At 74.9% G+C, this 26,794-nt stretch carries 26 protein-coding genes; 9 read left to right on the plus strand and 17 right to left on the minus strand.

The window, feature by feature from the left end:
* Positions 1-163: 163 nt before the first annotated feature.
* The gene (locus FXF50_RS29325) at positions 164-334 is read right to left on the minus strand and encodes a hypothetical protein (RefSeq protein ID WP_187399690.1); all 171 of its coding nucleotides are present in this window, start codon (positions 332-334) and stop codon (positions 164-166) included.
* 212 nt (positions 335-546) lie between these two features.
* On the opposite strand from FXF50_RS29325, the gene FXF50_RS15675 reads away from it, so the two are divergent.
* Complete coding sequence (locus FXF50_RS15675) at positions 547-1,236, plus strand: DUF4191 domain-containing protein (protein WP_148428473.1); 690 nt, start codon at positions 547-549, stop codon at positions 1,234-1,236.
* A gap of 66 nt (positions 1,237-1,302) precedes the next feature.
* Here FXF50_RS15675 and FXF50_RS15680 read toward each other — a convergent pair whose 3' ends face one another.
* Positions 1,303-1,722 carry an RDD family protein gene (locus FXF50_RS15680; protein ID WP_148428854.1) on the minus strand — a complete coding sequence of 140 codons (420 nt, stop codon included), beginning with the start codon at positions 1,720-1,722 and terminating at the stop codon, positions 1,303-1,305.
* A gap of 289 nt (positions 1,723-2,011) precedes the next feature.
* On the opposite strand from FXF50_RS15680, the gene glnA (FXF50_RS15685) reads away from it, so the two are divergent.
* Positions 2,012-3,436 (plus strand): type I glutamate--ammonia ligase, encoded by a 1,425-nt coding sequence (glnA, locus tag FXF50_RS15685; protein ID WP_107078945.1) that lies wholly within the window; start codon positions 2,012-2,014, stop codon positions 3,434-3,436.
* 67 nt (positions 3,437-3,503) lie between these two features.
* On the opposite strand, the gene FXF50_RS15690 is transcribed toward glnA (FXF50_RS15685), so the two are convergent.
* From FXF50_RS15690 to mptB (FXF50_RS15700), 3 genes are all read right to left on the minus strand, one after another.
* Positions 3,504-3,800 (minus strand): GYD domain-containing protein, encoded by a 297-nt coding sequence (locus FXF50_RS15690; protein WP_148428475.1) that lies wholly within the window; start codon positions 3,798-3,800, stop codon positions 3,504-3,506.
* Positions 3,801-3,885: 85 nt separating this feature from the next.
* The gene (gene mptB / locus FXF50_RS15695; RefSeq protein ID WP_148428477.1) at positions 3,886-5,361 is read right to left on the minus strand and encodes a polyprenol phosphomannose-dependent alpha 1,6 mannosyltransferase MptB; all 1,476 of its coding nucleotides are present in this window, start codon (positions 5,359-5,361) and stop codon (positions 3,886-3,888) included.
* 12 nt (positions 5,362-5,373) lie between these two features.
* On the minus strand, positions 5,374-6,789 hold the full coding sequence (mptB, locus tag FXF50_RS15700) for a polyprenol phosphomannose-dependent alpha 1,6 mannosyltransferase MptB (RefSeq protein WP_255510051.1): 1,416 nt from the start codon (positions 6,787-6,789) through the stop codon (positions 5,374-5,376).
* Positions 6,790-6,834: 45 nt separating this feature from the next.
* Here mptB (FXF50_RS15700) and FXF50_RS15705 point away from each other — a divergent pair, with 45 nt between their 5' ends.
* Positions 6,835-8,448: a hypothetical protein gene (locus FXF50_RS15705; protein WP_148428481.1), complete on the plus strand. Its 1,614-nt coding sequence runs from the start codon at positions 6,835-6,837 to the stop codon at positions 8,446-8,448.
* 276 nt (positions 8,449-8,724) lie between these two features.
* Here the strand turns inward: FXF50_RS15705 and FXF50_RS15710 are convergent, their stop codons facing one another.
* Positions 8,725-11,748, minus strand: a complete 3,024-nt coding sequence (locus FXF50_RS15710; RefSeq protein WP_148428483.1) for a bifunctional [glutamine synthetase] adenylyltransferase/[glutamine synthetase]-adenylyl-L-tyrosine phosphorylase — start codon at positions 11,746-11,748, stop codon at positions 8,725-8,727.
* Position 11,749: 1 nt separating this feature from the next.
* Positions 11,750-12,520, minus strand: a complete 771-nt coding sequence (locus FXF50_RS15715) for a type 1 glutamine amidotransferase (RefSeq protein ID WP_148428485.1) — start codon at positions 12,518-12,520, stop codon at positions 11,750-11,752.
* A 65-nt stretch (positions 12,521-12,585) separates the two neighbouring features.
* Here FXF50_RS15715 and FXF50_RS15720 point away from each other — a divergent pair, with 65 nt between their 5' ends.
* Both FXF50_RS15720 and FXF50_RS15725 read left to right on the plus strand, forming a co-directional pair.
* Entirely contained in the window at positions 12,586-13,515 is a 930-nt protein-coding gene (locus FXF50_RS15720) for an LD-carboxypeptidase (RefSeq protein WP_148428487.1), read from the plus strand.
* 98 nt (positions 13,516-13,613) lie between these two features.
* Positions 13,614-14,078 carry a hypothetical protein gene (locus FXF50_RS15725; RefSeq protein WP_148428489.1) on the plus strand — a complete coding sequence of 155 codons (465 nt, stop codon included), beginning with the start codon at positions 13,614-13,616 and terminating at the stop codon, positions 14,076-14,078.
* Between the two features lie 69 nt (positions 14,079-14,147).
* Here FXF50_RS15725 and FXF50_RS15730 read toward each other — a convergent pair whose 3' ends face one another.
* The 4 genes from FXF50_RS15730 to glnA (FXF50_RS15745) form a co-directional block, all read right to left on the minus strand.
* On the minus strand, positions 14,148-14,519 hold the full coding sequence (locus tag FXF50_RS15730; RefSeq protein WP_148428491.1) for a VOC family protein: 372 nt from the start codon (positions 14,517-14,519) through the stop codon (positions 14,148-14,150).
* A 98-nt stretch (positions 14,520-14,617) separates the two neighbouring features.
* Positions 14,618-15,310 (minus strand): YafY family protein, encoded by a 693-nt coding sequence (locus tag FXF50_RS15735; protein ID WP_148428493.1) that lies wholly within the window; start codon positions 15,308-15,310, stop codon positions 14,618-14,620.
* Positions 15,311-15,342: 32 nt separating this feature from the next.
* On the minus strand, positions 15,343-15,768 hold the full coding sequence (locus tag FXF50_RS15740) for a DUF350 domain-containing protein (protein ID WP_091319893.1): 426 nt from the start codon (positions 15,766-15,768) through the stop codon (positions 15,343-15,345).
* 82 nt (positions 15,769-15,850) lie between these two features.
* Complete coding sequence (glnA, locus tag FXF50_RS15745; protein WP_148428495.1) at positions 15,851-17,200, minus strand: type I glutamate--ammonia ligase; 1,350 nt, start codon at positions 17,198-17,200, stop codon at positions 15,851-15,853.
* 151 nt (positions 17,201-17,351) lie between these two features.
* On the opposite strand from glnA (FXF50_RS15745), the gene FXF50_RS15750 reads away from it, so the two are divergent.
* Both FXF50_RS15750 and panB read left to right on the plus strand, forming a co-directional pair.
* Entirely contained in the window at positions 17,352-19,115 is a 1,764-nt protein-coding gene (locus FXF50_RS15750; RefSeq protein WP_148428497.1) for an NAD+ synthase, read from the plus strand.
* Between the two features lie 125 nt (positions 19,116-19,240).
* Complete coding sequence (panB, locus tag FXF50_RS15755; RefSeq protein ID WP_148428499.1) at positions 19,241-20,086, plus strand: 3-methyl-2-oxobutanoate hydroxymethyltransferase; 846 nt, start codon at positions 19,241-19,243, stop codon at positions 20,084-20,086.
* 88 nt (positions 20,087-20,174) lie between these two features.
* Here panB and npdG read toward each other — a convergent pair whose 3' ends face one another.
* From npdG to FXF50_RS15775, 4 genes are all read right to left on the minus strand, one after another.
* The gene (gene npdG, locus FXF50_RS15760) at positions 20,175-20,873 is read right to left on the minus strand and encodes an NADPH-dependent F420 reductase (RefSeq protein WP_148428501.1); all 699 of its coding nucleotides are present in this window, start codon (positions 20,871-20,873) and stop codon (positions 20,175-20,177) included.
* Positions 20,874-20,946: 73 nt separating this feature from the next.
* Positions 20,947-22,383: an RNB domain-containing ribonuclease gene (locus FXF50_RS15765; RefSeq protein WP_148428503.1), complete on the minus strand. Its 1,437-nt coding sequence runs from the start codon at positions 22,381-22,383 to the stop codon at positions 20,947-20,949.
* A 111-nt stretch (positions 22,384-22,494) separates the two neighbouring features.
* Positions 22,495-23,460 (minus strand): histone, encoded by a 966-nt coding sequence (locus tag FXF50_RS15770; protein ID WP_255510052.1) that lies wholly within the window; start codon positions 23,458-23,460, stop codon positions 22,495-22,497.
* A gap of 77 nt (positions 23,461-23,537) precedes the next feature.
* Positions 23,538-23,741 carry a hypothetical protein gene (locus FXF50_RS15775; protein WP_187399692.1) on the minus strand — a complete coding sequence of 68 codons (204 nt, stop codon included), beginning with the start codon at positions 23,739-23,741 and terminating at the stop codon, positions 23,538-23,540.
* A gap of 154 nt (positions 23,742-23,895) precedes the next feature.
* On the opposite strand from FXF50_RS15775, the gene FXF50_RS15780 reads away from it, so the two are divergent.
* Entirely contained in the window at positions 23,896-24,327 is a 432-nt protein-coding gene (locus FXF50_RS15780) for a hypothetical protein (protein WP_148428505.1), read from the plus strand.
* A 26-nt stretch (positions 24,328-24,353) separates the two neighbouring features.
* Here the strand turns inward: FXF50_RS15780 and FXF50_RS15785 are convergent, their stop codons facing one another.
* Together FXF50_RS15785 and FXF50_RS15790 are read right to left on the minus strand one after the other, a co-directional pair.
* Entirely contained in the window at positions 24,354-25,328 is a 975-nt protein-coding gene (locus FXF50_RS15785; RefSeq protein ID WP_255510053.1) for a hypothetical protein, read from the minus strand.
* The gene (locus tag FXF50_RS15790) at positions 25,322-25,654 is read right to left on the minus strand and encodes a PadR family transcriptional regulator (protein ID WP_148428507.1); all 333 of its coding nucleotides are present in this window, start codon (positions 25,652-25,654) and stop codon (positions 25,322-25,324) included. The genes FXF50_RS15785 and FXF50_RS15790 overlap by 7 nt, the downstream gene beginning before the upstream one ends.
* 69 nt (positions 25,655-25,723) lie before the next feature.
* Here FXF50_RS15790 and FXF50_RS15795 point away from each other — a divergent pair, with 69 nt between their 5' ends.
* Entirely contained in the window at positions 25,724-26,791 is a 1,068-nt protein-coding gene (locus tag FXF50_RS15795; RefSeq protein ID WP_148428509.1) for a DNA glycosylase AlkZ-like family protein, read from the plus strand.
* Positions 26,792-26,794 lie beyond the last annotated feature (3 nt).

Below are 26,794 nucleotides of genomic sequence, written 5' to 3' on the forward strand. Positions count from 1 at the left end.
GCCGCCCCCGTGACGGCCGGCCCGGCGTCCCCGTAACCCGCCCCGGCCGCACCAACCCGGCCGGAGACGGCCGGCCCGGCGTCCCCGTAACCCGCCCCGGCCGCACCAACCCGGCCGGAGACGGCCGGCCCGGCGTCCGCTTGCGCGGGCAGCGCCGGGGCGGTCACCGGCGGGCGTCGGTGGCGCGGGCGGTGTGCTGCCGGCGGCCCAGCCAGCTCCGCGAGTGGCGGCGGGGCAGGGACCGGGCGAGCCGGTCGCGGGCCGCGTCGGCCTGGAGCTCGGAGGCGTGGCTGCGGTGGATGGTGAGGAGCAGGTCTGCGTCGTTGCCGAACATCTCGGTTCTCCTGTCGAGAGGTGTTTCCCTGTCGACATCGACTTTCCGCGCGAAGGTGCCCCCGGGGCATGGGTGCGCTGCCTGATCTTCGGCCGCTCCCCCTCCTTACTTGGGGACCTCAGCGCGCCGGCGGCGACGTAAGGTACTCAGCCGCGGGCCGGAGGGGCGGCCACGGATCAACGGGTCGCGCGGCGACCACTAGACTCTGCACCATGGCAAAGCCCCAGGAGAAGGTCTCGTTCGGCCAGCGGCTGAAGCAGATCGGGATGGTGTTCCAGTTCACCGCCAAGCAGGACCGGTGGTTCGCGCCGCTGACCGCGGCGGCGGTGCTGATCCCGCTCGCGCTCACCGTGGTCGCGGTGCTTCTCTGGAGTTGGATCTGGTTGCCCATCGGCATCCTGTTCGCCCTGCTCGCCGTGCTGATCGTGCTCAACCTGCGGTCCAACAAGGCGATGATGAACGCCGCCGAGGGGCAGCCCGGCGCGGCGGCCCAGATCATGGAGAGCATGCGCGGCGACTGGCGGGTCACCCCGGCGGTCAGCTCCACCACCCAGATGGACATGGTCCACCTGGTGATCGGCCGGCCGGGCGTGATCCTGCTGGCCGAGGGCAACCCGCAGCGGGTGCGCGGCCTGCTCGGCCAGGAGAAGCGCCGGCTCGCCAAGGTGATCGGCTCCGCCCCGCTACACGACTACGTGATCGGCCAGGGCGAGGGTGAGCTGCCCATCCGCAAGCTGCGGACGACGCTGATGCGGCTGCCCCGCAGCCTCGCCCCCAAGGACGTCAACGCCCTCGACAAGCGGCTCAAGGCGCTCACCGCCCGCCCGCAGATGCCCAAGGGCGCGATCCCGAAGAACATGCGGCCGCCGCGCGGCGCGTTCCGCCAGACCCGGGGTCGCTGACCCCCGTCGTACGCGAGAAGGAGCCGGACCCGCGCGGGGCCGGCTCCTTCGTCGTGTGGGCCGGGCTCAGCGGCGGGCGGGGCGGGGCGCGTCGACGACGACCGACCCGGTGAGCCGGTCGTGCAGGCCACGCCGGTGCCCGTCCATGATCAGGGCAGGCACCACGAGGGCCAGCAGCACGCCGCGCAGCAGCGCCCGGACCAGCCCGATCCGGCCGCCGTCGGCCCAGGAGACGCAGCGGATGCGGGTGACGTACATGCCGGGGGTCTGGGCGAAGAGGCCGAGGAAGAAGCCGTACTCCAGGATCAGCACCAGGACCGGGGACCAGCCGTCGCGGACCGGGTCGGCGAAGATGTTGGCGATCAGCAGGCAGAGCACCCAGTCGATGACCAGGGCGCCGAAGCGGCGGCCGAGGCTCGGGGGCGTGAAGGTCGGGTCCGTGGCGGGCGGCACCGGCACGGCGGCGGTATCGGTCACAGCGGTCAGGGTAGCCAGCGGGCGGTTGGGGCCGGGAGCGCCGCGGCGGGCAGGGGTGCCGGTCACTGCCCGGTGCGCGGTTCGGCACGTGCCGGGAAACAGGACCAAAGCTATCAATCAGCGGCAGACCGGCGCAGCGGGTATCGTCCGAACGGAGAGCCTGCGGCGGCTGAGGGGCCGGGATGACGCTGCGCGAGGGACGTAACACGGCGGAAACAGAGGAGACACGGCCGGGCAACCCCACCGCCATAGCTTCATCAGGTAGCCAGCCACCGGAGTGGACCTGCCAGGAGGACGTGTGTTCGCCAATCCCGAGGAACTCCTGCGATACCTCAAGAACGAGGGCGTGAAGTTCGTCGACGTACGTTTCTGTGACCTGCCCGGCGTGATGCAGCACTTCAACCTGCCGGTCGAGTCCGTCGACGACAGCCTCTTCACCGACGGCCTCGCGTTCGACGGTTCGTCGATCCGTGGCTTCCAGGCGATCCACGAGTCGGACATGCTCCTGCTGCCGGACGTCGCGACCGCCTTCATCGACCCGTTCCGCGCGCAGAAGACCCTCGCGCTGAACTTCTTCATCCACGACCCGTTCACCCGCGAGGCGTACTCCCGGGACCCGCGCAACGTGGCGAAGAAGGCCGAGGCGTTCCTCGCGGCCAGCGGCATCGCCGACACCGCCTACTTCGGCGCCGAGGCGGAGTTCTACATCTTCGACTCGATCCGCCACGAGACCTCGGCCCACCAGTCGTTCTACTACATCGACTCGATCGAGGGCGCCTGGAACTCCGGCCGGGAGGAGGAGGGCGGCAACCGCGGCTACAAGACCGCGTACAAGGGCGGCTACTTCCCGGTGCCGCCGGTCGACCACTACGCCGACCTGCGCGACAGCATCGTCCGCCGCCTGGTCGACACCGGCTTCACCGTGGAGCGGTCGCACCACGAGGTCGGCACCGCCGGCCAGTCGGAGATCAACTACAAGTTCTCCACCCTGCTGCACTCGGCCGACCAGCTCCAGCTCTTCAAGTACATCGTGAAGAACGAGGCCTGGGCGAACGGCAAGACCGCCACCTTCATGCCGAAGCCGCTCTTCGGCGACAACGGCTCCGGCATGCACACCCACCAGAGCCTGTGGCTGAACGGCGAGCCGCTGTTCTACGACGAGACCGGCTACGCCGGCCTGTCGGACAACGCCCGCTGGTACATCGGCGGCCTGCTGCACCACGCGCCGTCGCTGCTGGCCTTCACCAACCCGACGGTCAACTCCTACCGTCGCCTGGTGCCGGGCTTCGAGGCGCCGGTCAACCTGGTCTACTCGCAGCGCAACCGCTCCGCCTGCACCCGGATCCCGGTCACCGGCAACAACCCGAAGGCCAAGCGGGTCGAGTTCCGGGTGCCGGACCCGTCCAGCAACCCGTACCTCGCCTTCTCGGCGATGATGATGGCCGGCCTGGACGGCATCAAGAACAAGATCGAGCCGCCGGCGCCGATCGACAAGGACCTGTACGACCTGCCGCCGGAGGAGTGGGGCGACGTCAAGCAGGTGCCGGGCTCGCTGCCGGAGGTGCTCGACGCGCTCGAGGCCGACCACGACTACCTGCTCGACGGCGGCGTTTTCACGCCGGACCTGATCTCCACCTGGGTCTCGTGGAAGCGGGCCAACGAGGTCGACCCGGTGCGCCTGCGCCCGACCCCGCACGAGTTCGCCATGTACTTCGACTGCTGAGCTGACAGACGTCTGACCACGGGCCGTCGATCGCCGCGTACGAGCGATCGACGGCCCGTCGTGCTCCTCAGCCAGCAGTCTTGGCGATGATGCGCTCCATCTCGTCCCGACCGAAGGCTCGCATGGTCGTGGTGCGGACGTTGCCCGCCCCGCCGAGCTGCAGGACCGCCGCAGAGGCGGTCTCGTCGTCGGGCGCGTCGACCACGGCCACGACGTCGTACGGGCCGACGGTCCAGTGAATGTTCAGGAGCTTCGCCCCGACCTTCTGGGTCGCCGCGGCGAAGGCCTCGGCGCGCTCCGGGGTCTCCTTGTAGGCGCGGATCCCCTGATCGGTCCAGTTCAGCAACGCGATGTACGTCGGCATGGCCCTTCACCTCCACGAAGAGATCTCATCGTAAGGTTAATTTCGGGCATAACGGGTCGAACTTGACATCCCAGAACGGCTCAATTCAGCGGGCGCGGCGGGCGCGGCTGGCGGCCACCACGACCGCCACCACCAGCGCGGTCATGAGGATCGCTCCCGGCGCCTTGGTGAAGCGGGCCAGGTTGGTGCCGTCCGGCAGGGTGAGCACCGAGGCCACCGCGCAGGGCGCCACGAACCACACCGTCCGGGCCACCGCGACCGTCGCCACCGCGAGCAGCGCGAGGGGCCAGGTCGCGTACCAGGGGTGGAACACCGGGGCGAGCAGCACGGTGGCGGCCAGCGCCAGGCCGGCCCCGGTCAGGGCCACCCGAGGCCGGGCGGCCGGCTGCCCGGCGCCGCCCAGCCGGCGCAGCGCCGTCCAGGCCCGCCACCAGAGCAGCACGAGCAGCACCGCGAGCACGGCCAGCGCGACCGCCCGGACCACCGGCACGGCGTCCGGCTCCCGGCCGACGAGGGCGCCCGCGTAGTCGACCACGAGGCCCACGGCGGTCGGCGGTGAGGTCCACTGCTCCGAGTCGCCGCTGCGGGCCAGGCCGCGTACCCAGCCCAGACCCAAACCGGTGGCCAGGCTGGTGACCACCAGCGCGGCCAGCACCCCTCCGGCCAGCCGGCCGCCGTCGCGCAGCAGCGCACGCCACGTGTGGCGGCCCGACACGGCGGCCAGCGCCGCGAACGGAAGCACCACCACGGCGACGGCCTTCACCGCCACGGCCAGCCCGAGCAGCACCCCGGCGACGACGAGCACCCGCGGCCGGTCGGGCCGGCGGACCAGCAGGAGCAGGCCGGACAGCAGCAGCCCCAGGCCGACCGCGTCGTTGTGCGCGCCGGCCACCAGGTGCACCCCGACCAGCGGGCAGGCCAGCACCAGCCACACCGCCCGCCGGGCCGGCACCCCGACGGCCCGGGCCAGCCCGGGCAGGCAGAACGCGGCCAGCAGCACCCCGGCCACGGCCACCACCCGCAGCAGCACGACCGCGCCGACCAGGCCGGCGCCGAGCAGCACGGCCAGGCCGGCCAGCAGCACGAAGAACGGCCCGTACGGGGCCGGGGTGTCCCGCCAGATCGGCGACACGCTGTCCGCCCACGGGCAGCCGGCGGCCACCACCCCGACCCGGTAGGGATCGGCGCCGTGCGTCCAGGACCAGCCCTGGCAGGCGTACGAGTAGACGTCCCGGCTGCCCAGCGGCGGCGCGGCCAGCAGCGGCAGCACCCAGAGCCCGGCGGTCAGGTACGCCCACCGGCCCGACGGGGCGCCCCAGCGCAGCGACCACCAGGCCCCGACCAGCAGCACCGTGCCGACCAGCCAGCAGCCGAGCACCGCCGGCCCGTGCGGGGCCCGCCAGGCGGCGCCGAGGCTGGTCACGGCGGGGGTGTCGGGCAGCGCGCCGCCGAGCCAGCCGGCCACGGTCAGCAGCACCGCGCCGGCGAGTCCGGCGTACCGGGCGAGCGCGGCGGCCACCGGGCGGACCGGTCCGTCGGGCACCGCGCCGGGCTCGCTCACCGGCACCTCTCCTCAGTCGGCTCCTCGCTCGGCGGGGACCGGCCGGCGGGCCGCCCGAGCCGAACGTACCAACCGGACCACCACGACGATCACCAACAGCGTCATGAGGGGCGCGCCGGGCATCTTCGTCCACCGGGGCAGGCCGGTGCCGTCGGCCAGGACCAGGAACGACGACACCAGCGCGACCAGCGAGAACCACCCGGTGCGGCGGGCGGTGGCGGCGAGCACGGTGAGGGGCCACATCCAGTACCAGGGGTGGAACAGCGGCGAGAGCGCGACCGTCGCGGTCAGCGCCAGACCGGCGTGCCAGAAGGGTTCCCCACGGCGCAGCGCCCGGAACCAGAGCCAGACCAGCACCGCCACCAGCACCACCACGGCGATCCCCCGGGTGACCGGCAGCGCGTCGATGTGCGCCCCGAAGATCGCCGCGACGTACCCGGCGGTCTGCCCGACCGCGGTGGGCGGCGACGTCCACGCCACGACCAGGCCGCCCTGCTCCAGGCCGCTGATGAAGCCGAAGTTGAGGCCCGCCGCGAGGGTCACGGCGACCACGGCGGTCACCGCCGTGCCGACCACCCACGCGCCGTCGCGGACCAGCGCCCGGATCCGGTACGGCCCGGCGATCGCGGCCAGCGCGGCGAACGGCACCACGACCAGCGCGGTGACCTTGACGGCGGCGGCCAGGCCGAGGAGCAGCCCACCGGCGAGCAGCGGCAGCGGCCGGCCCGGCCGGGCCGCCACCACGGCCAGCCCGGCGGTGAGCAGGCCCACCATGAGCGCGTCGTTGTGTGCCCCGGAGACCAGGTGCACGGGGACCAGCGGGCAGGCCAGCGCCAGCCAGAGCGCCCGCTGCGGCGGCACCCCGCAGCGGCGGGCCAGCACCGGCAGGGCCCAGGCGGTCAGCGCCACCCCGGCCACGGCGAGCAGCCGGAACAGCGCCACGCTGCCGGCCAGCGACCCGGCCGCCGAGACGACCGCCCCGGAGAGCACCACGAACAGCGGCCCGTACGGCGCCGGGGTGTCCCGCCAGATGTAGGAGATGGTGTCCAGCCAGGGGCAGGGCAGCGCGGACACGCCCTGCTCGTACGGGTTGATCCCGGCGTTGAAGCTGGCGCCCTGGCAGGCGTAGGCGTACGCGTCCCGGCTGCCCAGCGGCGGGGTGAACAGCATCGGCAGCAGCCAGAGCGCGACCGTGACGAGCACCCAGCGGGTCGACGGCGCGCGGTCGCGCAGTGACCACCAGGCCCAGGCCAGCAGGGCGGTGCCGACCAGCCAGAGACCGATGACCAGGGGCCCGTTCGGGCCCTGCCAGATGCTGACCGGGGTGGGGCGCAGGTCACCGTGCGGCAGCGCGCCGCCGAGGTAGGCGGCCACGGCGAGCAGCACCGAGCCCGCCAGGCCGATCCAGCGCGAGAGGTGGTGAGGCACGCCGGACATGCTGCCAGTACGGTGGGTCGCGATCAGGAGGTGGGCATGCGGGGCGGTCGGGTGGTGGCGGTGTGCGCCGCGTCCGCGCTGGTCCTCGCCGTGCTGTATCTCACCCTGCCGGCCACCGGCTCGGACCTGTCCGCCCAGGTGGCCCGGGCCGGCTTCTTCGCCGATCACGGGCCCGCCCTGGTCGACCTTCGCTGGTACGGCGGGGTCCACCCGTGGGGCTACAGCCTGGTCTCGCCGCCGCTGATGGCCGTGCTCGGGGTCCGCCCCACCGGCGCGCTCGCCCTGCTCGCCTCGGCCACCGCGTTCGCGGCCCTGCTGGTCCGGACCCGGGTGCCCCGGCCGCTGCTGGGCGGCCTGGTCGGGGTGCTCACCATCGCCGGCAACCTGGTCTCCGGCCGGGTGACGTACGCCCTCGGCGTCGCCTTCGGCCTGGCCGCGCTGCTCGCCCTGACCCTGCCCGCCGGGGCCACCGGCCGCGCCCGGTGGTCGCGCGCGGTGCTCGCCGGCCTGGCCGCCCTGCTCGCCTCCGCGGCCAGCCCGGTGGCCGGCCTCTTCGTCGGTCTCGCCGGCGTCGCGCTGCTGCTCACCCGGCGGTACGCCGACGGCCTGCTGCTCGCCGTCCCCGCCGCCGCGCCCCTCGTGGTGACCGGGCTGCTCTTCGGCGAGGGCGGCTGGATGAACATCAGCCGCGCCGACACCCTGCACGCCGTGGTGACCAGCCTGCTCGTGGCGGCGCTGGTGGCGTACCGGCCGGTGCGGGCCGGTGCGCTGCTCTCGGCGGCCGGGGTGCTGGCCGCGGCGCTGCTGCACACCCCGGTCGGGCTGAACGCGACCCGGCTGGTGGTGATGTTCGCGCTGCCCGTGCTGGCCGCCGCCGCGACGCTCCCCCGCCGGCTGACCGACCGCCGGCCCGTCCGGTCTGCGGGCGAACCGGGGTCGGCGGCGGCGCGGCGGCGGGCGGTGGGTGCGGTCGCGCTGGCCGCGCTGCTGGCGGTGGTCTGCTGGTGGCAGCCGCCCGTGGTCACCGCCGACCTGGCCAGCCGGGACGATCCCACGGCCGACCCGGCGTACTTCGCGCCGCTGCGCGCCGAGCTGGACCGGCGCGGGCTCACCGGGCGGGTGGAGGTGCCGCCGACCCGCAACTACTGGGAGGCCGCGCACCTCGGCGAGGCGCCGCTGGCCCGGGGCTGGCTGCGCCAGGCCGACATCGCCCGCAACCCGCTCTTCTTCACCACGGTTCCCGGCGCGTCCGGCACCGGCGTCCCGCTGACCGCCGACACCTACCGCTCCTGGCTCGCGGAGAACGCCGTGCAGTACGTCGCCGTGCCCGACGCGGAGCTGTCCTGGGTGGGGCGGCCGGAGGCGGAACTGGTCCGGGCCGGCCTGCCGTACCTCACGGAGGTCTGGTCCGGCCCGCACTGGCGGCTCTACGCGGTCGCCGACCCGACCCCGCTGGTCGGCGCACCCGGCGAGCTGGTCCGCCAGGACGCCGCCACGGTGACCTTCCGCGCCCCCGGCCCGGGCCCGGTGCCGGTGCGGGTCCGCCACGACCGCTGGCTGACCGCCACTGGCGGCGCCACCGTCGCCCCGTCCGGCGAGTGGACGACGGTGACCGTCCCGCACGCCGGCACCTACACCCTCGGCGGCTGACTCGGGCTCGCCTCGTGAGCCGCTAGAAACTTGATGATGTGGACGACTCACCCGGCCCAGCCCGGCACCGGACAGAGGCCCGCCGTCGGGCCGGGTGATCCACCTGCGTCATCAAGTTCCTAGGCGCCGACGAGTAAGCCCGCGATCCCGGCGGGCACCGGAGAGCGCCTTGAGAGCTGACCCCGTGGGCGACCCACCGCTGCCGAGGTCTCCCGGCCGGCTGGCGCTCCCGCGCGAGCACACCGGCGCTCCGCCCCGGGGGCCGGCGTCGACAGGTCAGGCCGGGGCGTCGAGCACCCGTTCCATGGCTGCCCGGGAGCGGCGACCGGCACGCAGGTACTCGTCGAGGAACTCGCCCGGGTCGTCCCCGCCGAGCAGCCGCACCACGCCGGCCAGCTCGACGCCGTGCCGGGGCAGCTGGTCACCGGCCCGGCCGCGGACCAGCGTGAGCGCGTTGCGGACCTGGGCCGCGAGCGTCCAGCCGGCCGCCATCTCGGCCGCGTCCTCGGGCTCCACCAGGCCGGCGTCCCGGGCCGCGGCCAGGGCGTCGAGGGTACGCGTGCCGCGCAGCGCGGGCAGCCGGCCGGCGTGCCGGAGCTGGAGCAGCTGCACGGCCCACTCCACGTCGGCGAGCCCGCCCCGGCCCAGCTTCGTGTGCGTGGCCGGGTCGGCGCCCCGGGGCAGCCGCTCGGTCTCCACGCGGGCCTTGATCCGGCGGATCTCCACGACCTGCTCGCGGGTGAGCCCGTCGGCCGGGTACCGGACCGGGTCGATCAGCGCCTCGAACTCGGCGCCCAGGTCGGCGTCGCCGCAGACGAACCGGGCCCGCAGCAGCGCCTGCGCCTCCCACACCTTCGACCAGCGGGCGTAGTACTGGGCGTACGCGGCGAGGCTGCGTACCAGCGGGCCCTGCCGGCCCTCGGGGCGCAGGTCGGCGTCGACCCCGAGCGGCGGGTCGGGGGCCGGCGCGGAGAGCAGCCGGCGCAGCTCCTCGGCGATGGCGTGCGCGGCGGCGCCGGCGGCCCGCTCGTCGGCGCCCGGCGGCGGGTCGTAGACGAAGAGCACGTCGGCGTCGGAGAGGTAGTTCGACTCGCGCCCGCCGAGCCGGCCCATGCCGATCACCGCGAAGCGCAGGCCGGGGGGTCCGGGCTGGGCGGCCCGGGCGGTCCGCAGCGCGGCGGCCAGGGTGGCGTCGGCGACGTCGGAGAGGGCGACGCCCACGGCGCTGACGTCCGCCAGGGTGGGCAGCCGCCCGCCGCCGTCCGCCGTCCGCGGGGTGAGCGGGGCGAGCGTGCCGGCCCGGCTCAGCACGTCGGCGCAGGCGAGCCGGACCAGCTCGCGGCGGCGCAGCGCGCGGACGGCGCGGGTGGCCTCGACGGGGTCGGCGTGCCGGGCCGCCGCGGCCGTGAAGCCCTCGGCGAGCACCTCGCGCGGGCGGGGGGTCAGCTCGGTGTCCTCGGCCAGCAGCCGCAGCGCCTCGGGCTCGCGGGCCAGCAGGTCGGCGGTGTACCGCGAGGACGAGAGCACCCGGGCCAGCCGGCGGGCCACCGGGCCGGAGTCGCGCAGCAGCCGCAGGTACCAGGGGGTGCTGCCGAGCTTGTCGGAGACCTGCCGGTAGTTGAGCAGCCCGCGGTCCGGCTCGGGCGCGTCGGCGAACTCGCTGAGCAGCACCGGCAGCAGGGTGCGCTGGATGGCGGCGGTGCGGCTCACCCCGCCGGTGAGCGCCTGGAGGTGGCGCAGCGCCCCGGCCGGGTCGGCGAAGCCGAGGATCTCCAGCCGGTGCCGGGCCGCCTCCGGGGTGAGCCGCAGCCCTTCGGCCGGCACCCGGGCCACCGACTCCAGCAGCGGCCGGTAGAGCAGTTTGGCGTGCAGCCGGCGTACCTCGGTGGCGTGGGTGACCCACTCGGCGCGGAACTCCTCGACGGCGCTGCGACCCGGGGTGGCCACGTGGCCGAGCGCGGCGGCCAGCCAGCGCAGCGCGTCCGGCTCGGTCGGCACGGTGTGGGTGCGGCGCAGGCCCTGGAGCTGGAGCCGGTGCTCGACGGCGCGCAGGAAGCGGTAGCCGCGCAGCAGCGCCTCACCGTCGGCGCGGCCGACGTAGCCGCCGGCGACCAGGGCGCGCAGCGCGGGGATGGTGCCGGGCGCCCGCAGCGACTCGTCGCCCCGGCCGTGCACGAGCTGGAGCAGCTGGACGGCGAACTCGATGTCGCGCAGCCCGCCCGGGCCGCGCTTGATCTCGCGTTCCAGCTCCTTCGGCGGGATGTGGTCGATGATCTTGCGGCGCATCGCCCGGACGTCCTCGACCGCCTCCGGCCGCTCGGCGGCGGTCCAGACCAGCGGGGCGAGCGCGTCGATCCACTCCCGGGCCAACGCCAGGTCACCGGCCGCCGGCCGGGCCTTGAGCAGCGCCTGGAACTCCCAGGTGCGGGCCCAGCGGCGGTAGTAGGCCAGGTGGCTGGCGAGGGTGCGGACCAGCGGCCCCCGGTTGCCCTCGGGACGCAGGGCGGCGTCGACCGGCCAGGCGACCAGCCCGCAGACGTGGATGAGCCGGGTGGCGACCTGGGTCGCGGCCGCGAGGTCCTCGTCCGTGGCGGCGACGAAGATGACGTCCACGTCGGAGACGTAGTTGAGCTCGTTGCCGCCGCACTTACCCATGGCCACCACGGCCAGCCGCGGCCAGGGCGTGCCCTCCGGCAGCTCGTCCACGGCGATGTCGTAGGCGGCGGCCAGGGTGGCGTCGGCGAGCCCGGACAGCGCCGCCATGGTCTGCTCCAGGCCGCGCCCGCCGGTCAGGTCGGCCGCCGCGATCCGCAGCAGCGCCAACCGGTACGCCTGCCGCAGCACCGGGATGGGGCCGGTGGCGGCGGTCAGCCGGGCGGCGGCGGCCAGGTCGAGCCGGCCGTCGGCGCGGGGCGCGAGCCCGTCCGGCTCGGTGGCCAGCACGGCCCACTGCCGCGGGTTGGCCACCAGGTGGTCGCCGAGCGCCGAGGAGGCGCCGAGGACCGCGACCAGGCGGCGGCGCAGCCCCGGGTCGGCGGCGAGCGCGTCCAGCACCGCCGGCTTCTCACCGGTACGCCGTTCCGCCTCCACGAGGCGGTGCAGCTGGCGCAGCGCCAGGTCCGGGTCGGCGGCCCGGGACAGCACGGCGAGCAGCTCGCCGGCCGCCTCGTCGGCGGGTTCCTGCTCCTCGGTGCGCCACAATCCGAGCCCGTCCGGACCGAGCAGGTCGGCCGCGCGCGCCCCGCCGTCGCCCTCGGCGAAGCCGTAGCGGGCCAGGCGTCCCCGGGTCGGTCGGGTCATGTCAGTGCCCGAGCAGCGGCAGGCTGGGGCGCGGGATCGCGGCGTCGTCCAGTTCGCCGAGGGCGAGGGCGGCGAACCGGATGGCGAACGGCTGCCAGACCTCCTCGACGTCGGCCATCACCCGGTCGCAGGCGGCCACCACCAGCTCCGGGTCGTAGCCCAGCTCGGCCAGCAGCTCGGAGTCGCGGGCCCAGTCGGCGATCATCGCGGTGTCGCACTCGATGTGGAACTGGAGCCCCCAGGCCCGGTCGCCGAGGCGGAACGCCTGGTTCGGATAGCGGGTCGAGGCGGCCAGCAGGGTGGCACCGTGCGGCAGCTCGGTGATCTCGTCGGAGTGCCACTGGAGCACGTCCGGCATCAGCGGGACGTAACGGAAGAGCGGGTCGGTGTCGGCCGCGTCCCGCTTGCCGACCACCGCGGGCCCGACCTCGGGCCCGGACGGGCTGCGCTCGACCTGGCCCGCGTGGGCGGTGGCCAGCAGCTGCCCGCCGAGGCAGACGCCGAGCGTGGGGATCCGCTGCCGGACCGCCTTGCGCAGCAGCCCTTCGAGGGCCGGGAACCAGGGCGCGCCGGGGCTCCCGTCGGCCTGCGGGTAGGCCTGCTGCTCGCCGCCGAGCACCACGAGGGCGACGTACCCGTCGAGGTCGGCGGGAAGCTCGTCGCCGGCGTGCGGGCGCAGGACCCACAGGTCCAGGCCCCCCTCGGTGAGCCACTCCCCCAGGCGGCGGAGGTCGTCGGTCGGGTCGTTCTCGATCACCAGCGCGGTCGCCACGATGTCGAGGCTATCCGGTGCGCCCGACCACGGTCGGTCCGGCTCGGCCGCACTAGGCTCCCGTCGTGGCCACCGACGACTGCCTGCGCCCACCGGTCCTGCGCCCCGGCGACCAGGTGATGCTGGTCTCGCCCTCCGGACCGACCCGCCCGGAGCGGGTGGCCCGCGGCATCGAGCTGCTCACCGGCTGGGGGCTGCGGCCGGTGCCCGCGCCGCACGCGTACGCCCGCCAGGGCTACCTCGCCGGCGCCGACGAGCTGCGGGCCGCCGACCTGAACACCGCGTTCGCCGACCCGGAGATCCGTGGGGTGATCTGCACCCGGGGCGGCTACGGCGCCCAGCGGGTGGTGGACCTCGTCGACATGGCGGCGGTCCGCCGGGACCCGAAGGTGGTGGCCGGCTTCTCCGACATCACGGCGTTGCAGTTCGCGCTCTGGCGGGGCGCCCGGCTGGCCGGCGTGCACGGGCCGGGCGCGGCGTGGCGGGACGACCGCACCCCGCTCCGCTCGGCGGAGTCGCTGCACGCCGCGCTGATGACCACCGAGCCGGTGACCGTGGAGGCGGTGAAGGAGGAGGAGACGTACGCGGTCCGGGTGCCCGGCCGGGCGGAGGGGCGGCTGCTCGGCGGCAACCTGTGCCTGATCACCGCGTCCATCGGCACCCCGGACATGCCCGACCTGACCGGGGCGGTGCTGCTGGTCGAGGAGGTGCAGGAGCCCCCGTACAAGGTCGACCGGATGCTCACCCACCTGCGCCGCTGCGGCGCCCTCGACGGGATCGCCGGTGTCGCCGTGGGCCAGTTCACCGAGTGCGCCGACGGCTGGGACACCACGATCACCGACGTGCTCACCGACCGCCTCGGCGACCTCGGCGTCCCCGTCCTCGGCGGCCTCACCATCGGCCACGGCCCCGACCAACTGACGGTTCCGGTAGGCACCCCCGCAGTCCTCGACGCCACCACGGGCACCCTGACAGTCACCCCCGCCGTCCGCTGACCGATTGCCAGCGCGCTGACAGGTTCGCCACGGGTAGCGCCCAGCTACGCCGGTCACTGTCGGTGACGTCATCGCACCACCACCCAGAGGAGACCCGCATGATCCGCAAGATGTCGAGGAAGCACCTGCTGGCCGGCCTGGCCACCGCCGGGGTGCTCGGCGTCGGGATCGCCGCCCCGACGGTGGCGCTCGCCGACGACAAGAGCCCGAGCCCGGCCCCGAGCGCCAGCACGAGCACCGACCAGAACAGCGACCGGCAGCAGCAGCGGGCCGACCGGCAGGCCGAATTCGCCGAGGCGCTCGCCAAGGAACTGGGCGTCCCGACCGACAAGGTCACCGCGGCGCTGGAGAAGCTGCGCGAGCAGCGCCAGGCCGACCGGCCCGAGCGGCCGTCGACCGAGGACCGGCAGGCCGCGCTGAAGGACCGGCTGGACCAGGCCGTCAAGGACGGCAAGCTCACCCAGGAGCAGGCCGACGCGGTCCTGAAGGCCGCCGAGGCCGGCGTCTTCCCGGGCCCGGGCGGTCGCGGCCACCGCGGCGGCGGCGAGCGGCCCGGCAACTGACCCGGGTGGCGAACGCGGCGCTCGGGTGCGTCTGTTGTCGTCGGGACGGCAACAGACGCACCCGTTCGCTCATCCGGCGGCGGGCGGGGTGAAGACGCCGACGCGGTTGCCCGACGGGTCGAGCACGTGGGCCCAGATCAGCCCGCTCGGGGTGGTACGCACCGGCACCAGCACCTTGCCGCCGGCCGCCTCGGCCCGCCGGCACGCCTCCGCCACGTCGGTGACCTCCGCGTAGAAGATCGCGTAGTTCGGGGAGTCGCCGTCGGTGGCGCGGATCGCGCCCCCGATCCCCCGCTCCCCACCGGCCGTCGTCTGCCGGTACGACGCCCCCGGGCCGCCCTGCTCCTCGAAGGTCCAGCCGAACAGGTCGGCGTAGAAGCGCTCCACCTCCGCCGGGCGGTCGGAGCCGATCTCGAACCAGGTGACGGGCGTGCGGGACATGCTTCCTCCTGTGGCTCGCGCCGGCCGGTCGGCCGACGTCGTCAGGAGTCAGCCTCGGCCACCTCCGCGACACCGTCCTGTCGGTGTTTCCACCGGGATCACACGAGGCTCAGTGGACGGACCCGGCCGGCGGGGATGTCCAGGTCGTCGGCGCGCAGCTCGCGGGTCACCGCCTCGGCGAGCGGGTGCACCGAGACGATCCGGTCGGTGCGGAAGCAGCGCAGCCCGTCGCGCAGCCGGCACCAGGCGACCAGGTACCAGTGCGTCGGGTTGCCCAGGTAGGCCAGCGGCTCCACGTCCCGCGCCGAGACCGCGCCGGCGCGGTCGGCGTACCGCAGGCGGAGCACGCGGCGGGCGGACACCGCGTCGGCCACGGCGGCCGGGACGGGCGTGGCCGGCCCGCCGCCGATCAGGTGCACCCGGCCGGCCAGCCGGTGCGCCTCGGCGGCGTCGGCGGGCGGCATCACGGCGACCAGCTTGCGCAGCGCCGCGCCGGCGGCCGGGGCGAACGGCGTGCCACCCAGCCGGTGCAGCGCGACGGCCATCGCCACCGCCTCGCCGGGGGTCAGGTTGACCGGGGGGAGGGTGCGGGCGCGGTCGACCACGTAGCCGCCGGTGCGGCCGGGCTCGGCCCAGATCGGCACCCCGGCGCCCTGCAACGCGGTGATGTCCCGCTCGATGGTGCGGGTGCTGACCTCGAAGCGCCCGGCCAGCCAGCGGGCGCTGCGGGGTCGCGGCGACACGGCCCGCAGCTCCTCCACGAGGGCGTAGAGACGGTCGGTGCGGTTCACCCCCGGAGGCTATGCCCCGGGTGCGACAGGGCTCAGGCGATGCAGGCGCAGACGATCAGCGCGGCGCCGAAGTGGGTGGCCGCGCTGACCCGGGCCGCCGGGTGCGGCTCGTCGGCGCAGATGACCTCACCGAGCCTGCCGGGGGTGAGCAGGTCCAGCACGAAGAAGGCCAGCGCCATCACGAGCAGGCCGACCAGGCCGAAGATGATCGTGGAGGCCAGGCCCTTGCCGAAGTCGCTGTAGCTGGTGAGGATCGCGGTGAAGACGATGCCGGCGATGCCGAGCTGGTTGGCGGCGAGCAGCAGCGCGGCGTTGCCGTTGCGGCGCACCCAGATCAGCTCCCGCAGCTTGCCGGGGGTGAGCAGGTCGACCAGCAGGAAGCCGGCGGCCAGCAACGCCACCCCGACGACCCCGAACACGATGCTCTGCCACGCCCCGTTGAGCAGGTCTCCCAGCACCGAACGCCCTCCCCGGCCTCGCCCGCCCGACGCGGCTGCCGGGGCGGTGCCGCAGACGATAGCGGCACCGCACCACCATGATCTAGAGCGACAGGTAACGCTGCCGCTCGTAGGGGGTGACCTCGCGGCGGTACTGCTCCCACTCGGCCCGCTTGTTGCGCAGGAAGAAGTCGAAGACGTGCTCGCCGAGCACCTCGGCCACCAGCTCGGAGCCGGCCATCACGTCGATCGCCTCGGCCAGGTTCTCCGGCAGCGCCTCGTAGCCCATGGCGCGGCGCTCGGCGCTGCTCAGCGACCAGACGTCGTCCTCGGCGCCCGGCGGCAGCTCGTAGCCCTCCTCGATGCCCTTGAGGCCGGCGCCGAGCATGACCGCGAAGGCCAGGTAGGGGTTGGTCGCCGAATCCAGCGAGCGGACCTCGACCCGGGCCGAGTTCGGCTTGCCGTAGGCGGGCACCCGGACCAGCGCCGACCGGTTCAGGTGACCCCAGCAGACGTACGCGGGGCTCTCGGTGATCCGGTCCGGCAGGTGCTGCGGGAAGAGCCGCTTGTAGGAGTTGACCCACTGGTTGGTGACGGCGGTGTACTCCCGGGCGTGGGTGAGCAGGCCGGCGATGAACGACTTGGCCACCTTGGAGAGCTTCATGGGGTCGCCGGCGTCGTGGAACGCGTTGCGCTCCCCCTCGAACAGCGACAGGTGCGTGTGCATGCCGCTGCCGGGCTGGTCGGTGAAGGGCTTCGGCATGAAGCTGGCCTGCACGCCGGTGGAGAGCGCGACCTCCTTCACCACGTGGCGGAAGGTCATGATGTTGTCGGCGGTGGTCAGCGCGTCGGCGTAGCGCAGGTCGATCTCCTGCTGGCCGGGGGCCACCTCATGGTGGCTGAACTCCACCGAGATGCCGATCCGCTCCAGCGCCAGCACGGCCTGCCGGCGGAAGTCGCGGGCCACCGCGTGGGTGGTGTGCTCGAAGTAGCCGCCGGTGTCCACCGGGATGGGCACCGAGCCGTCCTGCGGGCCGTTCTCCAGCAGGAAGAACTCGATCTCCGGGTGGGTGTAGAAGGTGAAGCCCTTCTCGGCCGCCTTGGACAGCGCCCGGCGCAGCACGTGCCGCGGGTCGGCCCAGGACGGGCTGCCGTCGGGGAGCAGGATGTCGCAGAACATCCGGGCGCTCTCGCCGCTGACCCCGCCCTCGAACGGGAAGACCTGAAAGGTGGTTGGGTCGGGCATGGCCACCATGTCGGACTCGAAGACCCGGGCGAAGCCCTCGATCGCCGAGCCGTCGAAGCCGATGCCCTCCTCGAAGGCCGCCTCCAGCTCCGCCGGGGCCACCGACACGCTCTTGAGCGTGCCGAGCACGTCGGTGAACCACAGCCGGACGAACCGGATGTCCCGCTCTTCCAGCGTACGGAGGACGAACTCCTGCTGACGGTCCACTTCCACCCCTCGCGACACGTACGTCCGAACCGGCCGGGCCGGCCCGGCCTGACCGCCCAGTCTCCACCGGGCTCGTTACGCCGACGTTACGCCCCCGGCGTCTCCCGCGTCCGGTCGGATTCGGCCCCTGCCGCTGGGGCAAGATGAGGGCATGCCCACCCTGCGTCTCGCCCTGTGCCAGGTCGACCCGACGGTCGGTGACATCGCCGGCAACGCCGACCTGGTCCGCGCCTGGACCCGGAAGGCCGCCGACGCCGGCGCCCAGCTCGTCCTCTTCCCGGAGCTGATGCTGACCGGCTACCCGGTCGAGGACCTGGTCTTCCGCCGGTCCTTCGTCGCCGCCTCGCGGACCGCGCTGCACCGGCTCGCCGCCGACCTGGCCGCCGACGGTCTGGGTGACCTGCCGGTCCTGGTGGGCTACCTCGACGCGGACGGCCCGCCGCAGGTCAGCGCCGACGCCGAGCCGGGCAGGGGGGCCCGCAACGCGGCCGCGCTGCTGCACGGCGGGGCGGTGGTGGCCACCTACTTCAAGCACCACCTGCCCAACTACGGGGTCTTCGACGAGGACCGCTACTTCGTCTCCGGCGACGCGCTGACCGTGGTCCGGATCGGCGGGGTGGACGTCGCGCTGACCATCTGCGAGGACCTCTGGCAGGCCGGCGGCCCGTTCGCGGTGGCGCGGCACGCCGGCGTCGGCCTGGTGCTCAACATCAACGGCTCGCCGTACGAGCTGAACAAGGACGACATCCGGCTGCCGCTGGTCCGCCGCCGGGCGGCCGAGGCGGGCGCCGCCATCGCGTACGTGAACATGGTCGGCGGCCAGGACGAGCTGGTCTACGACGGCGACTCGATGATCGTCGACGCGAGCGGCACGCTGCTCGCCCGGGCGCCCCAGTTCGTCGAGCACCTGCTGGTGCACGACGTGGACCTGCCGCCGGCCAAGGAGCCGGTCGACGGCGAGGATCAGGTCGCCGACGACATGCGCATCGTCCGGGCCAAGGTCAGCGACATCCTCCCGCCGGCTCCGGTGGGCGAGGTCGCGGTCGGCGGGATCATCGAGCCGGTCGCCGACGAGGCGGAGGTCTGGCAGGCGCTGGTGGTGGGCCTGCGCGACTACGTCAACAAGAACCGCTTCCCGTCGGTGGTGCTCGGCCTCTCCGGCGGCATCGACTCGGCGGTGGTGGCGGCGCTGGCCGTCGACGCGCTCGGCCCCGACCGGGTGGTCGGGGTGTCGCTGCCCAGCCAGCACTCCTCCGAGCACTCCCGCGCCGACGCCGAGGAGCTGGCCAAGCGCACCGGCCTCGACTTCCGGATCGAGCCGATCCAGCCCATGGTGGACACCTTCCTGGCCAACATGTCGCTCTCCGGGGTGACCGTGGAGAACCTCCAGGCCCGGGTCCGTGGCGTGATCCTCATGGCGCTGTCGAACCAGGAGGGCCACCTGGTCCTCACCACCGGCAACAAGAGCGAGCTGGCGGTCGGCTACTCCACCCTGTACGGCGACTCGGTGGGCGGCTACAACCCGGTCAAGGACGTCTGGAAGACGGTGATCTGGCGGCTGGCCAAGTGGCGCAACGCCGACGCCGAGCGGCGCGGCGAGACGCCGCCGATCCCGGAGAGCTCGATCGGCAAGCCGCCATCGGCCGAGCTCAGCCCCGGCCAGCTCGACAGCGACAGCCTCCCCGACTACGACGTGCTCGACCCGATCCTGATCGGCTACGTCGACGGCGACCTGGGGCGGGAGGGCCTGATCGCGTCCGGCCACGACCCGGCGATCGTGGACCGGGTGCTGCGGATGGTGGATACCGCCGAGTACAAGCGCCGGCAGTCCGCCCCCGGCACCAAGATCTCCATCAAGGCGTTCGGCCGCGACCGGCGGCTGCCGATCACCAACCGCTGGCGCGAGGACGGCTGACCCGGTCCCGGCGGCCCGCCGGGAGTGAAATCCTCCACTCCGCCCTGCCCCCGGCCGGTGCCCCGGTGCGACGATCGCGGCGGAACCCGGGGACCGCGAACGCGGCCTCGAGGAAGGAGAGAGTCATGGTGGAGTCCACTCCGTCCGAGGTGACCGCCCTCTACGGCGGGCCGGCCACCCGACGGGTCCGCACCCGCGACCTGATCGCCGCCAAGGAGCGCGGCGAGCGCTGGGCGATGCTCACCTCGTACGACCAGTACACCGCCTCGATCTTCGACCAGGCGGGGATTCCGGTGCTGCTGGTGGGCGACTCGGCGGCGAACAACGTGTTCGGCTACGAGACGACCCTGCCGGTGACCGCCGAGGAGCTGCTGCCCCTGGTCCGCGCGGTGGTGCGGGCGACCCGGCAGGCGCTGATCGTCGGCGACCTGCCCTTCGGCTCCTACGAGGAGGGGCCGACGCAGGCGCTGCGGACGGCGGTGCGGTTCATGAAGGAGGGCGGCTGCCACGCGGTGAAGCTGGAGGGCGGCCGGCGCTGCGCCGCCCAGATCGAGGCGATCGTCGGGGCGGGCATCCCGGTGATGGCGCACATCGGCTTCACCCCGCAGAGCGAGCACACCCTGGGCGGCTACCGGGTGCAGGGCCGCGGCGACACCGCCGAGGAGGTGATCGCCGATGCCCGGGCCGTGGCCGAGGCGGGCGCCTTCGCCGTGGTGCTGGAGATGGTGCCCGGTGAGGTGGCCAAGCGGATCACCGCCGAGCTGCACATCCCCACCGTGGGCATCGGCGCCGGCCCGGACACCGACGGCCAGGTGCTGGTCTGGCAGGACATGGCCGGGCTGCGCACCGGCAGGGCGCCGCGCTTCGTCAAGCGCTACGCCGACCTGGCCGGCACGCTGACCGACGCCACCCGCCGGTTCGCCGAGGAGGTGCGCGGCGGCGAGTTCCCCGCCGCCGAACACACCTTCTGACCGCACGCCGGGCGGCGCGGCTCCCGGCCGCGCCGCCCGCACGGGTCACACCACGCAGAACTCGTGTGGTGCCGCACGGGTACGACGCTCAGAGGTCGGTGACGCGGATGCCGGCGTGCGCCTTGTAGCGCTTGTTGATCGCGATGAGGTTGGCGGTGAACGCCTCGATCTGGTGGGCGTTGCGCAGCCGGCCGGCGTAGATGCCCCGCATCCCCGGGATCCGGGCGGCGAGCGCGGCGACCACACCGACCAGGTCCCGGTCCTCGGTGCAGATCAGCACGTCCAGGTCGATCCGGTCGACCTCCGGGTCGGCCAGCAGCGGCGCGCTCACGTGGTTGAACGCGGCGCAGACCCGGGAGTCGGGCAGCAGCCCGGCGGCCTGCTGCACGGCGCTGCCCTCGGCCACGGTCAGCGCGTACGGGCCCTGCTTGTCGAAGCCGAGCGGGTTGACGCAGTCGATGACGATCTTGCCGGCGAGCGGGGCGGCCAGCGCCGCCACGATGGCGGCGTGCCCGTCCCACGGCACCGCGATGATCGCCACGTCGCTGCGGCGGGCGACCTCGTCGTTGTCCGCCCCGGAGACCGTGGCGCCGGCCGGCACGCCGGGCAGGGCGGCGATCTCGGCGGCGGCCTGGGCGGCCCGGTCGGCGGCGCGGGAGCCGATCAGCACGGTCTGCCCGGCCCGGGCGAACCGGTAGGCGAGACCCCGCCCCTGGTCGCCCGTGCCACCGATGATGCCGACGGTCAGCCCGGAGACGTCGGGCAGCGTGGTCGCGTCGTAAGCCATGCGCTCATCCTCGCAAAGGTCACCGCCCGGCAGCGCGGCCGGGCGCTGTGACAATCCCCGCGCCCGGTGCGCCTCACGCCCGCTCGAAGGCCACCTTGCGCTGGGCCGGGTCGGCGGCGGTCAGGCGGACCCGGACGCGCTCGCCGAGCGGCAGGTCACCGGTGCAGCGGCCCCGCACCGGCGGCTCGTCCAGGGCGACGGTGCCGCCGGGCGGGCGGCCCGCCCGGCCGTTGCCCGCCGGCCGCGGCTCGTCCACGTCGAGCACCGCCGCCTCGAAGGTCTCCCCCACGCGGTGCGCCAGCAGCACCGCCTCGGCCAGTTCCACGGCGCCCCGGGTGGCCGCGGACGCCGTCCGGTCGGTCGTCGCCATCACCTCGGGCAGCTTCGGCAGCGCGGCACGCACGTGCTCGGGCACCTCCCGGCCCTCGTGCAGGGCCAGGCACACCTCGGTCGCGTACCGGTCGGCGAGCCGGCGCAGCGGCGCCGTCACGTGGGCGTACGCGGCGGCCACCCCGCCGTGCTCGGGCTGCTCGGGCGTCTGCCCGTCGAACGCCGTGTACGCGGCGCCGCGCATCAGCTCGGCGGCCTGGTCGACGAAGGCCGCCGCGCGGGGCTGCGAGGCGTCCAGCCCGGCGAGCACCGCGCCGACCGGCGTGCCGGCCGGCCAGGACACGCCGAGCGGCCCGGCGGCCAGCCGCAACCGGTCGACCGCCTCCGGCCGGGGCGGCGGCATGGTGCGCAGCAGCCCGATCCGCCCGGCCAGCATGAGGTCGGCCGCGGCCATCCCGGTGAGCAGGGAGATCTGCGCGTTGTGCTCCTCCATGGGGCCGGGCCCGCGCAGCACCAGCCGCCAGCCGTCGCCGTCCGGCTCCACGTCCTGCTCGGGCAGCGGCAGGTTGATCGCGCCCCGGCGCAGCCCGCGGGCGGTGAGCAGGGCGCCGATCTCGGGCAGCAGGGCGATCGGCTCGGGCAGCCGGCCGGCGTCGGCGTCGCGCTGCACCCCGGAGTAGTCGAGCTTGGCCCGGCTGCGCACCCGGGCCCGCTCCAGCGTGACGGCGACCGTGGCGCCGTCGGCGTCGAGGTCGATGGTCCACAGCACCGCCGCCCGGTCGGCGTCGGGCAGCAGGCTGGCCGCCCCCTCGCTGAGCGTGTGCGGGTGCAGCGGCACGTTCCCGTCGGGCAGGTAGACCGTCTGCCCCCGGCGCCAGGTCTCCGCCTCCAACTCCCCGCCGGGGCGGACGTGGGTGAAGACGTCGGCGATCGCGTACCGGATGCGGAAACCGCCACCGGGCCGGCGGGCGAGGTGCATGGCCTGGTCGAGGTCGCGCGAGGTCGCCGGGTCGACGGTGACGAACGGGATGTCGGTCCGGTCGGCGACGGCCGGCAGCGGCGCGGCGGCTGCCGCGTCGGCCTCGCGCTGCGCCGGGGCCGGGAAGTCTTCGGGAAGTCCCAGCTCGCGGCGCAGCGCGCCGAAGTCGATGCGGGGCGCCAGTACGCGTCGGATCACCACGGGGTCAATCCTGACAGCGCCCCGCGTGATCCGCTCACCGGCCGGCGGCGCCCGGTCGGTGCGCGGCGTCGGGTGCGCCACGCCGGAGTCGCCGCCGGCGATGGGCGCAGGTCAGCCCGCGGTCCGCGCGGTGCCTCCCGGCTTGGCCGTGGACCGGCCGGCCACGACCCGCGTGCCGGCCGGCTTCCGGGCGGCGGTGAGCCGCTTGTGGGTTCCCGTCGAGGTGCTCGTCCGGGCTTCGACGGGGCCGACCGACGAGGCCGCGGAGGTGGCCTTGCGGCCCACCGACTTGCGGGCCGTGGCGGACGAGGTGCCGGTGGCCTTCCTGGCCGGCGCCTTCTTCGCCGCCGCCTTGCGGGCGCCACCGCTCGGGCGGCTCGCGGCGGCCTTGGCGGTGGTCTTCTTCGCCGGGGCCTTCTTCGCCGCCGTCTTCTTCGCCGGGGCCCTCTTCGCCGCCGCCGTCGTCTTCTTCGCCGCCGTCGTCTTCTTCGCCGCCGTCGTCTTCTTCGCCGGGGCCTTCTTCGCCGTCGTCTTCTTCGCCGGGGCCTTCTTCGCCGCCGTCTTCTTCGCCGGGGCCTTCTTCGCCGCCGTCTTCTTCGGCGGGGCCTTCTTCGCCGCGGTGGTCTTCGCCGCCGCCGCGGTGGTCTTCCGCGCCGGCGCCTTCTTCGCGGCGGCGGTCTTCCTCGCGGCCGGAGCCTTCTTCGCGGCGACCGTGGTCTTCCTGGCCGGGGCCTTCTTCGCCGCCGTCGTCTTCCTGGCGGCCGTGGTCTTCTTGGCGGGCGTGGTCTTCTTCGCCGCCGCGGTGGTCTTCTTGGTGGTGGCCTTCGTGGCGGGCGCCTTCTTGGCCGTGGTCTTCGTGGCCGGGGCCTTCTTCGCCGGCGCCTTCCGGGCGGCCGACACGACCTTCTTGGCGGCGGACTTCCGGGCGGCGCCGGTCTTCGCCGGCACCCGGCCGGCACCGGCGCCGGAGGCGTTCGGGGACGCCTTGGTCACCGTCGTCGTCCTGCCCGCGGTGGTCCTCTTCGCGGTCGTCCGTTTCGCGGTCGGGCGGGGGGTGGCCTGCTGTGCTTCGGCCATCTCGGTTCCCTTTCCTGGGGACGTGCTCGCGCCCTCGCGGAGCACGGATCACCTCGACGCGGGCCGTCCCGCGCCGTCTACCTGTCCTCCCCGGCCCAACGGGCGTCCTCGGCTTCCCACGCTTCGTTGCGCTCCCGCACCTGCTGCAGGGCGTTCTCCGCGTCGGCGGCTGAGGCGTACGGTCCGAGAACGTGCTTCGCGGGGCACACGTCGGCATCGGTCTCGACCCGGTGGTGTCGGGTGCACCAGTAGTAGCGCCCACCACGTCCGTCGTCGCTCATGCGATCACTGTGCACCGTGAACCGCCCGGCCGCCACCGGAACGCCGTAAATAGTCGCCGATGTCCTCCACATTAGACCTGGTCGGGGCGGTTCCGGGCCGGAACGGCGAAAGACGGGGCAGCCGACTGCCGGGTCGGTGTCGGACAATCCCCGGGTGCGCTTCGGGGGAGGACGGTCGGCCCGCCTGCGCCGCCGGCTGGCGGTGGGGACGGCGCTGGCGGCCCTCGTGGCGGTCGGGCTGGCGGTGGGGGTGCCGCTGCTGCGGGACCGGTCCCAGCATCGGCTGGAACGGCGGGCCGACCGGGAGGTGACGGCCACCGCCCAACGCACCCGCGCCGTCCTGCTGGCCGAGCCGTCGGCCCGGGAGGCGGACCTGCGGCGCGCCGCCGGCACCGTCGACGGCGTCGAGGTCCTCGCGGTGGCGGCGGCCCCCGCCGAGGTCCGGCTGGTCTTCCGGGTACGCGTGGCGAAGACCGCCGCGTCGGTGTTCGGCTGGCAGCGGGCCGACGTCGACGGTTGCTTCGCGCAGGTGGTGCGCCGGGGGGACAGCCCCGCCCCGCTGGAGCGGCTGCCCTGCCCCTCCTGACCGGCGCGGGGGCCCGGTCGGCGGGTTCAGGCGGGTGACGGGACGGGCTCGGGCACGGGTGCGGTGGCCGGCGCCGGCCGGGCCGCGGCGACGGCGTACGCCACCGCGTAGGGGGTGCAGGCCAGGTAGAAGACGGGCTCGACGAGCACCCGGTCGGTGATGAGGAACCGTTCCCAGGCGGTGGGCCGGGGCAGCCCGAACGACGAGTCGGTCCAGCAGGTGAACAGCCAGAGCGGGGCGGAGACCCGGTCCACCGTGTCCGGGGGCAGGCCGTCCGCGACCGGCCCCACGGGAGCCCCCGGGATGGCCGAGACCACCGCCAGGACGACCGCGGCGTCGGCCGCGACCAGCGCACCGAGCACCCCGACGGCCCAGGCCAGCCGGGTCATCCCCCGGCGGGCCAGGATGCCCGCGCCCCAGAGGGCCGGCACCAGCAGGGCGAGCCAGAGCAGCAGGCCCGGCACCCTGCCCGGCAGGCCGCTGTCGTCCCGGCCCGCGAGCGTGGCGAGCACCACCGTCACGGTCAGCCCGATCGGCAGCACGACGCCGAGCGCGGTGGCCAGCGGTCCGGTGCGTACGGTCCGCCGCGCGGCCCGGGTGACGAGGAGGGCGAGCAGCGCGCCCGCCCCGGCGGTGAGGCCGGACCAGAGCGGCAGCTGCACCGCGGCCGCCCAGGCGACGCGGGCGCCGAGCACGGCGTACGCCTGGCTCATCACCACGGCGGCGACCACGACGGCCGCGACGCACGCCGGCGGGGCGAGCAGCAGCACCCGGGCGGTACGCCGCAGCCGCCGGTCCGGCACGGCCCGGTCGACCACCGGGGCGCCGGCCCGGCTGGCGGCCAGGCTCGTGGCGAAGCCCAGCATCCGCCACCGCTGTCCGCGCCCGGCCAGGACGTGCAGCTCGGCGTCCCACTCCCGGACCAGCTCGTCGCGCAGCTCCGCCGGCCAGCGCCGCACCGCCGCGCGCAGCAGCACCCCGGCCAGCCGGCGGGTCACCACGCCGGGGCTCCGGTCGGCTCGGCCCCGCCCCGCGACGGCCTGCCCTCGGGGGTGAGGGCGCGCAGCTCGGCGAGCGCCAGCCGGGCGGCGCGCACCCCGTCGCCGGTGAGCCGGTAGTAGCGGCGGGCGGGCCGGCCGGCGGCGACCGGGTCGACCTCCTCCCAGTCGGCGGCGACCCAGCCGGCGGCCCGCAGCCGCTGCAGCACCGGATAGAGCGTGCCGCTGGGCAGGTCCGTGAGCCGCATGAGGTCGAGCCCGTAACGCGGCGCCTCGGGGTCGGCGAGGAGCGCGGAGAGCACCTTCGCCACGGGGATGGTCATCCGCATGGAGGCACTGTATCGGAACTCTACATAGAGGGGCGCCCCCGGCCGACCGGCCCGGCTAGTCTCGCCCGCATGGTTCCGCACCGGCTCGACCGTGCCACCGCCCGTCGGGTCGCCGTCCGCGCCCAGCTGCTGGACGCACACCGCCCCACCGACCTGATGGCGCTGGTGGACCGCTTGACGTTCCTCCAGATCGACCCCACGGCCGCGATCGCCCCCAACGCCGACCTGGTCGCCTGGACCCGGCTGGGCGCCGGCTACCGGCCCGGTGACCTGACCCGGGCGCTGGAGCGGGACCGCAGCCTGTTCGAGCACCGGGCCATGGTGCGGCCGATGACCGACCTGCGGCTGCACCTCGCCGAGATGGCCGCCTGGCCCGAGCCGGGTCGGCACCGCGACTGGCTGGCCGCGAACGACGCCTTCCGCCGCTACGTGCTGGACCTGCTGCGCGACGCCGGGCCGCTGCTCAGCCGCGACGTCGAGGACCGGAGCGCGGTGCCGTGGCCGTCGACCGGCTGGACGAACAACCGCAACGTCACCCAGATGCTGGAGTTGCTCGCGGCACGCGGCGAGATCGCGGTCGCCGGCCGGGTCGGCCGGCAACGCACCTGGGACCTCGCCGAGCGGGTCTACCCGCCCGGCACGCCGGCGATCCCCGCCGAGGAGGCCCGCCGGCTCCGCGACGAGCGGCTGCTCCGCTCGCTCGGCGTCGCCCGCCCGCTGGTGGTCGGCGAGGCCGGCGAGCCGGCGGAGATCGAGGGTACGGCCGGCGCCTGGCGGGTCGATCCGACGGCGCTCGACGGCGCGCCCTTCGCCGGGCGCACCGCGCTGCTCTCCCCCTTCGACCGGCTGGCACATGACCGCAGGCGCGCCCTGGAGCTCTTCGAGTTCGACTACCGGCTGGAGATGTACGTGCCGAAGGCCCAGCGGCGCTGGGGCTACTTCGCGCTGCCGGTGCTGCACCACGACCGGCTGGTGGGCAAGGTGGACGCGACCGCCGACCGGAAGGCGTCGGTGCTCCGCGTCGACGCGGTCCACCAGGACGTGCCGTTCACCGCGGGGCTGACCGCCGCGGTCGACGCGGAACTGTCCGCGCTGGCCGCCTGGCTCGGCCTGGCCGGCGGCGTCCGTCGACAGTGAGGG

Source organism: Micromonospora sp. AP08, assembly GCF_008085935.1.
Taxonomy (GTDB): Bacteria; Actinomycetota; Actinomycetes; order Mycobacteriales; family Micromonosporaceae; genus Micromonospora; species Micromonospora chersina.

Excerpts from the sequence above, each read along its gene's own strand:
- FXF50_RS29325 (WP_187399690.1), bottom strand. The coding sequence starts at position 334 with ATGTTCGGCAACGACGCAGACCTGCTCCTCACCATCCACCGCAGCCAC.
- FXF50_RS15675 (WP_148428473.1), top strand. The coding sequence starts at position 547 with ATGGCAAAGCCCCAGGAGAAGGTCTCGTTCGGCCAGCGGCTGAAGCAG.
- FXF50_RS15690 (WP_148428475.1), bottom strand. The coding sequence starts at position 3,800 with ATGCCGACGTACATCGCGTTGCTGAACTGGACCGATCAGGGGATCCGC.
- FXF50_RS15705 (WP_148428481.1), top strand. The coding sequence starts at position 6,835 with ATGCGGGGCGGTCGGGTGGTGGCGGTGTGCGCCGCGTCCGCGCTGGTC.
- FXF50_RS15710 (WP_148428483.1), bottom strand. The coding sequence starts at position 11,748 with ATGACCCGACCGACCCGGGGACGCCTGGCCCGCTACGGCTTCGCCGAG.
- FXF50_RS15725 (WP_148428489.1), top strand. The coding sequence starts at position 13,614 with ATGATCCGCAAGATGTCGAGGAAGCACCTGCTGGCCGGCCTGGCCACC.
- FXF50_RS15730 (WP_148428491.1), bottom strand. The coding sequence starts at position 14,519 with ATGTCCCGCACGCCCGTCACCTGGTTCGAGATCGGCTCCGACCGCCCG.
- FXF50_RS15750 (WP_148428497.1), top strand. The coding sequence starts at position 17,352 with ATGCCCACCCTGCGTCTCGCCCTGTGCCAGGTCGACCCGACGGTCGGT.
- panB (WP_148428499.1), top strand. The coding sequence starts at position 19,241 with ATGGTGGAGTCCACTCCGTCCGAGGTGACCGCCCTCTACGGCGGGCCG.
- npdG (WP_148428501.1), bottom strand. The coding sequence starts at position 20,873 with ATGGCTTACGACGCGACCACGCTGCCCGACGTCTCCGGGCTGACCGTC.
- FXF50_RS15770 (WP_255510052.1), bottom strand. The coding sequence starts at position 23,460 with ATGGCCGAAGCACAGCAGGCCACCCCCCGCCCGACCGCGAAACGGACG.
- FXF50_RS15775 (WP_187399692.1), bottom strand. The coding sequence starts at position 23,741 with ATGAGCGACGACGGACGTGGTGGGCGCTACTACTGGTGCACCCGACAC.
- FXF50_RS15790 (WP_148428507.1), bottom strand. The coding sequence starts at position 25,654 with ATGCGGATGACCATCCCCGTGGCGAAGGTGCTCTCCGCGCTCCTCGCC.
- FXF50_RS15795 (WP_148428509.1), top strand. The coding sequence starts at position 25,724 with ATGGTTCCGCACCGGCTCGACCGTGCCACCGCCCGTCGGGTCGCCGTC.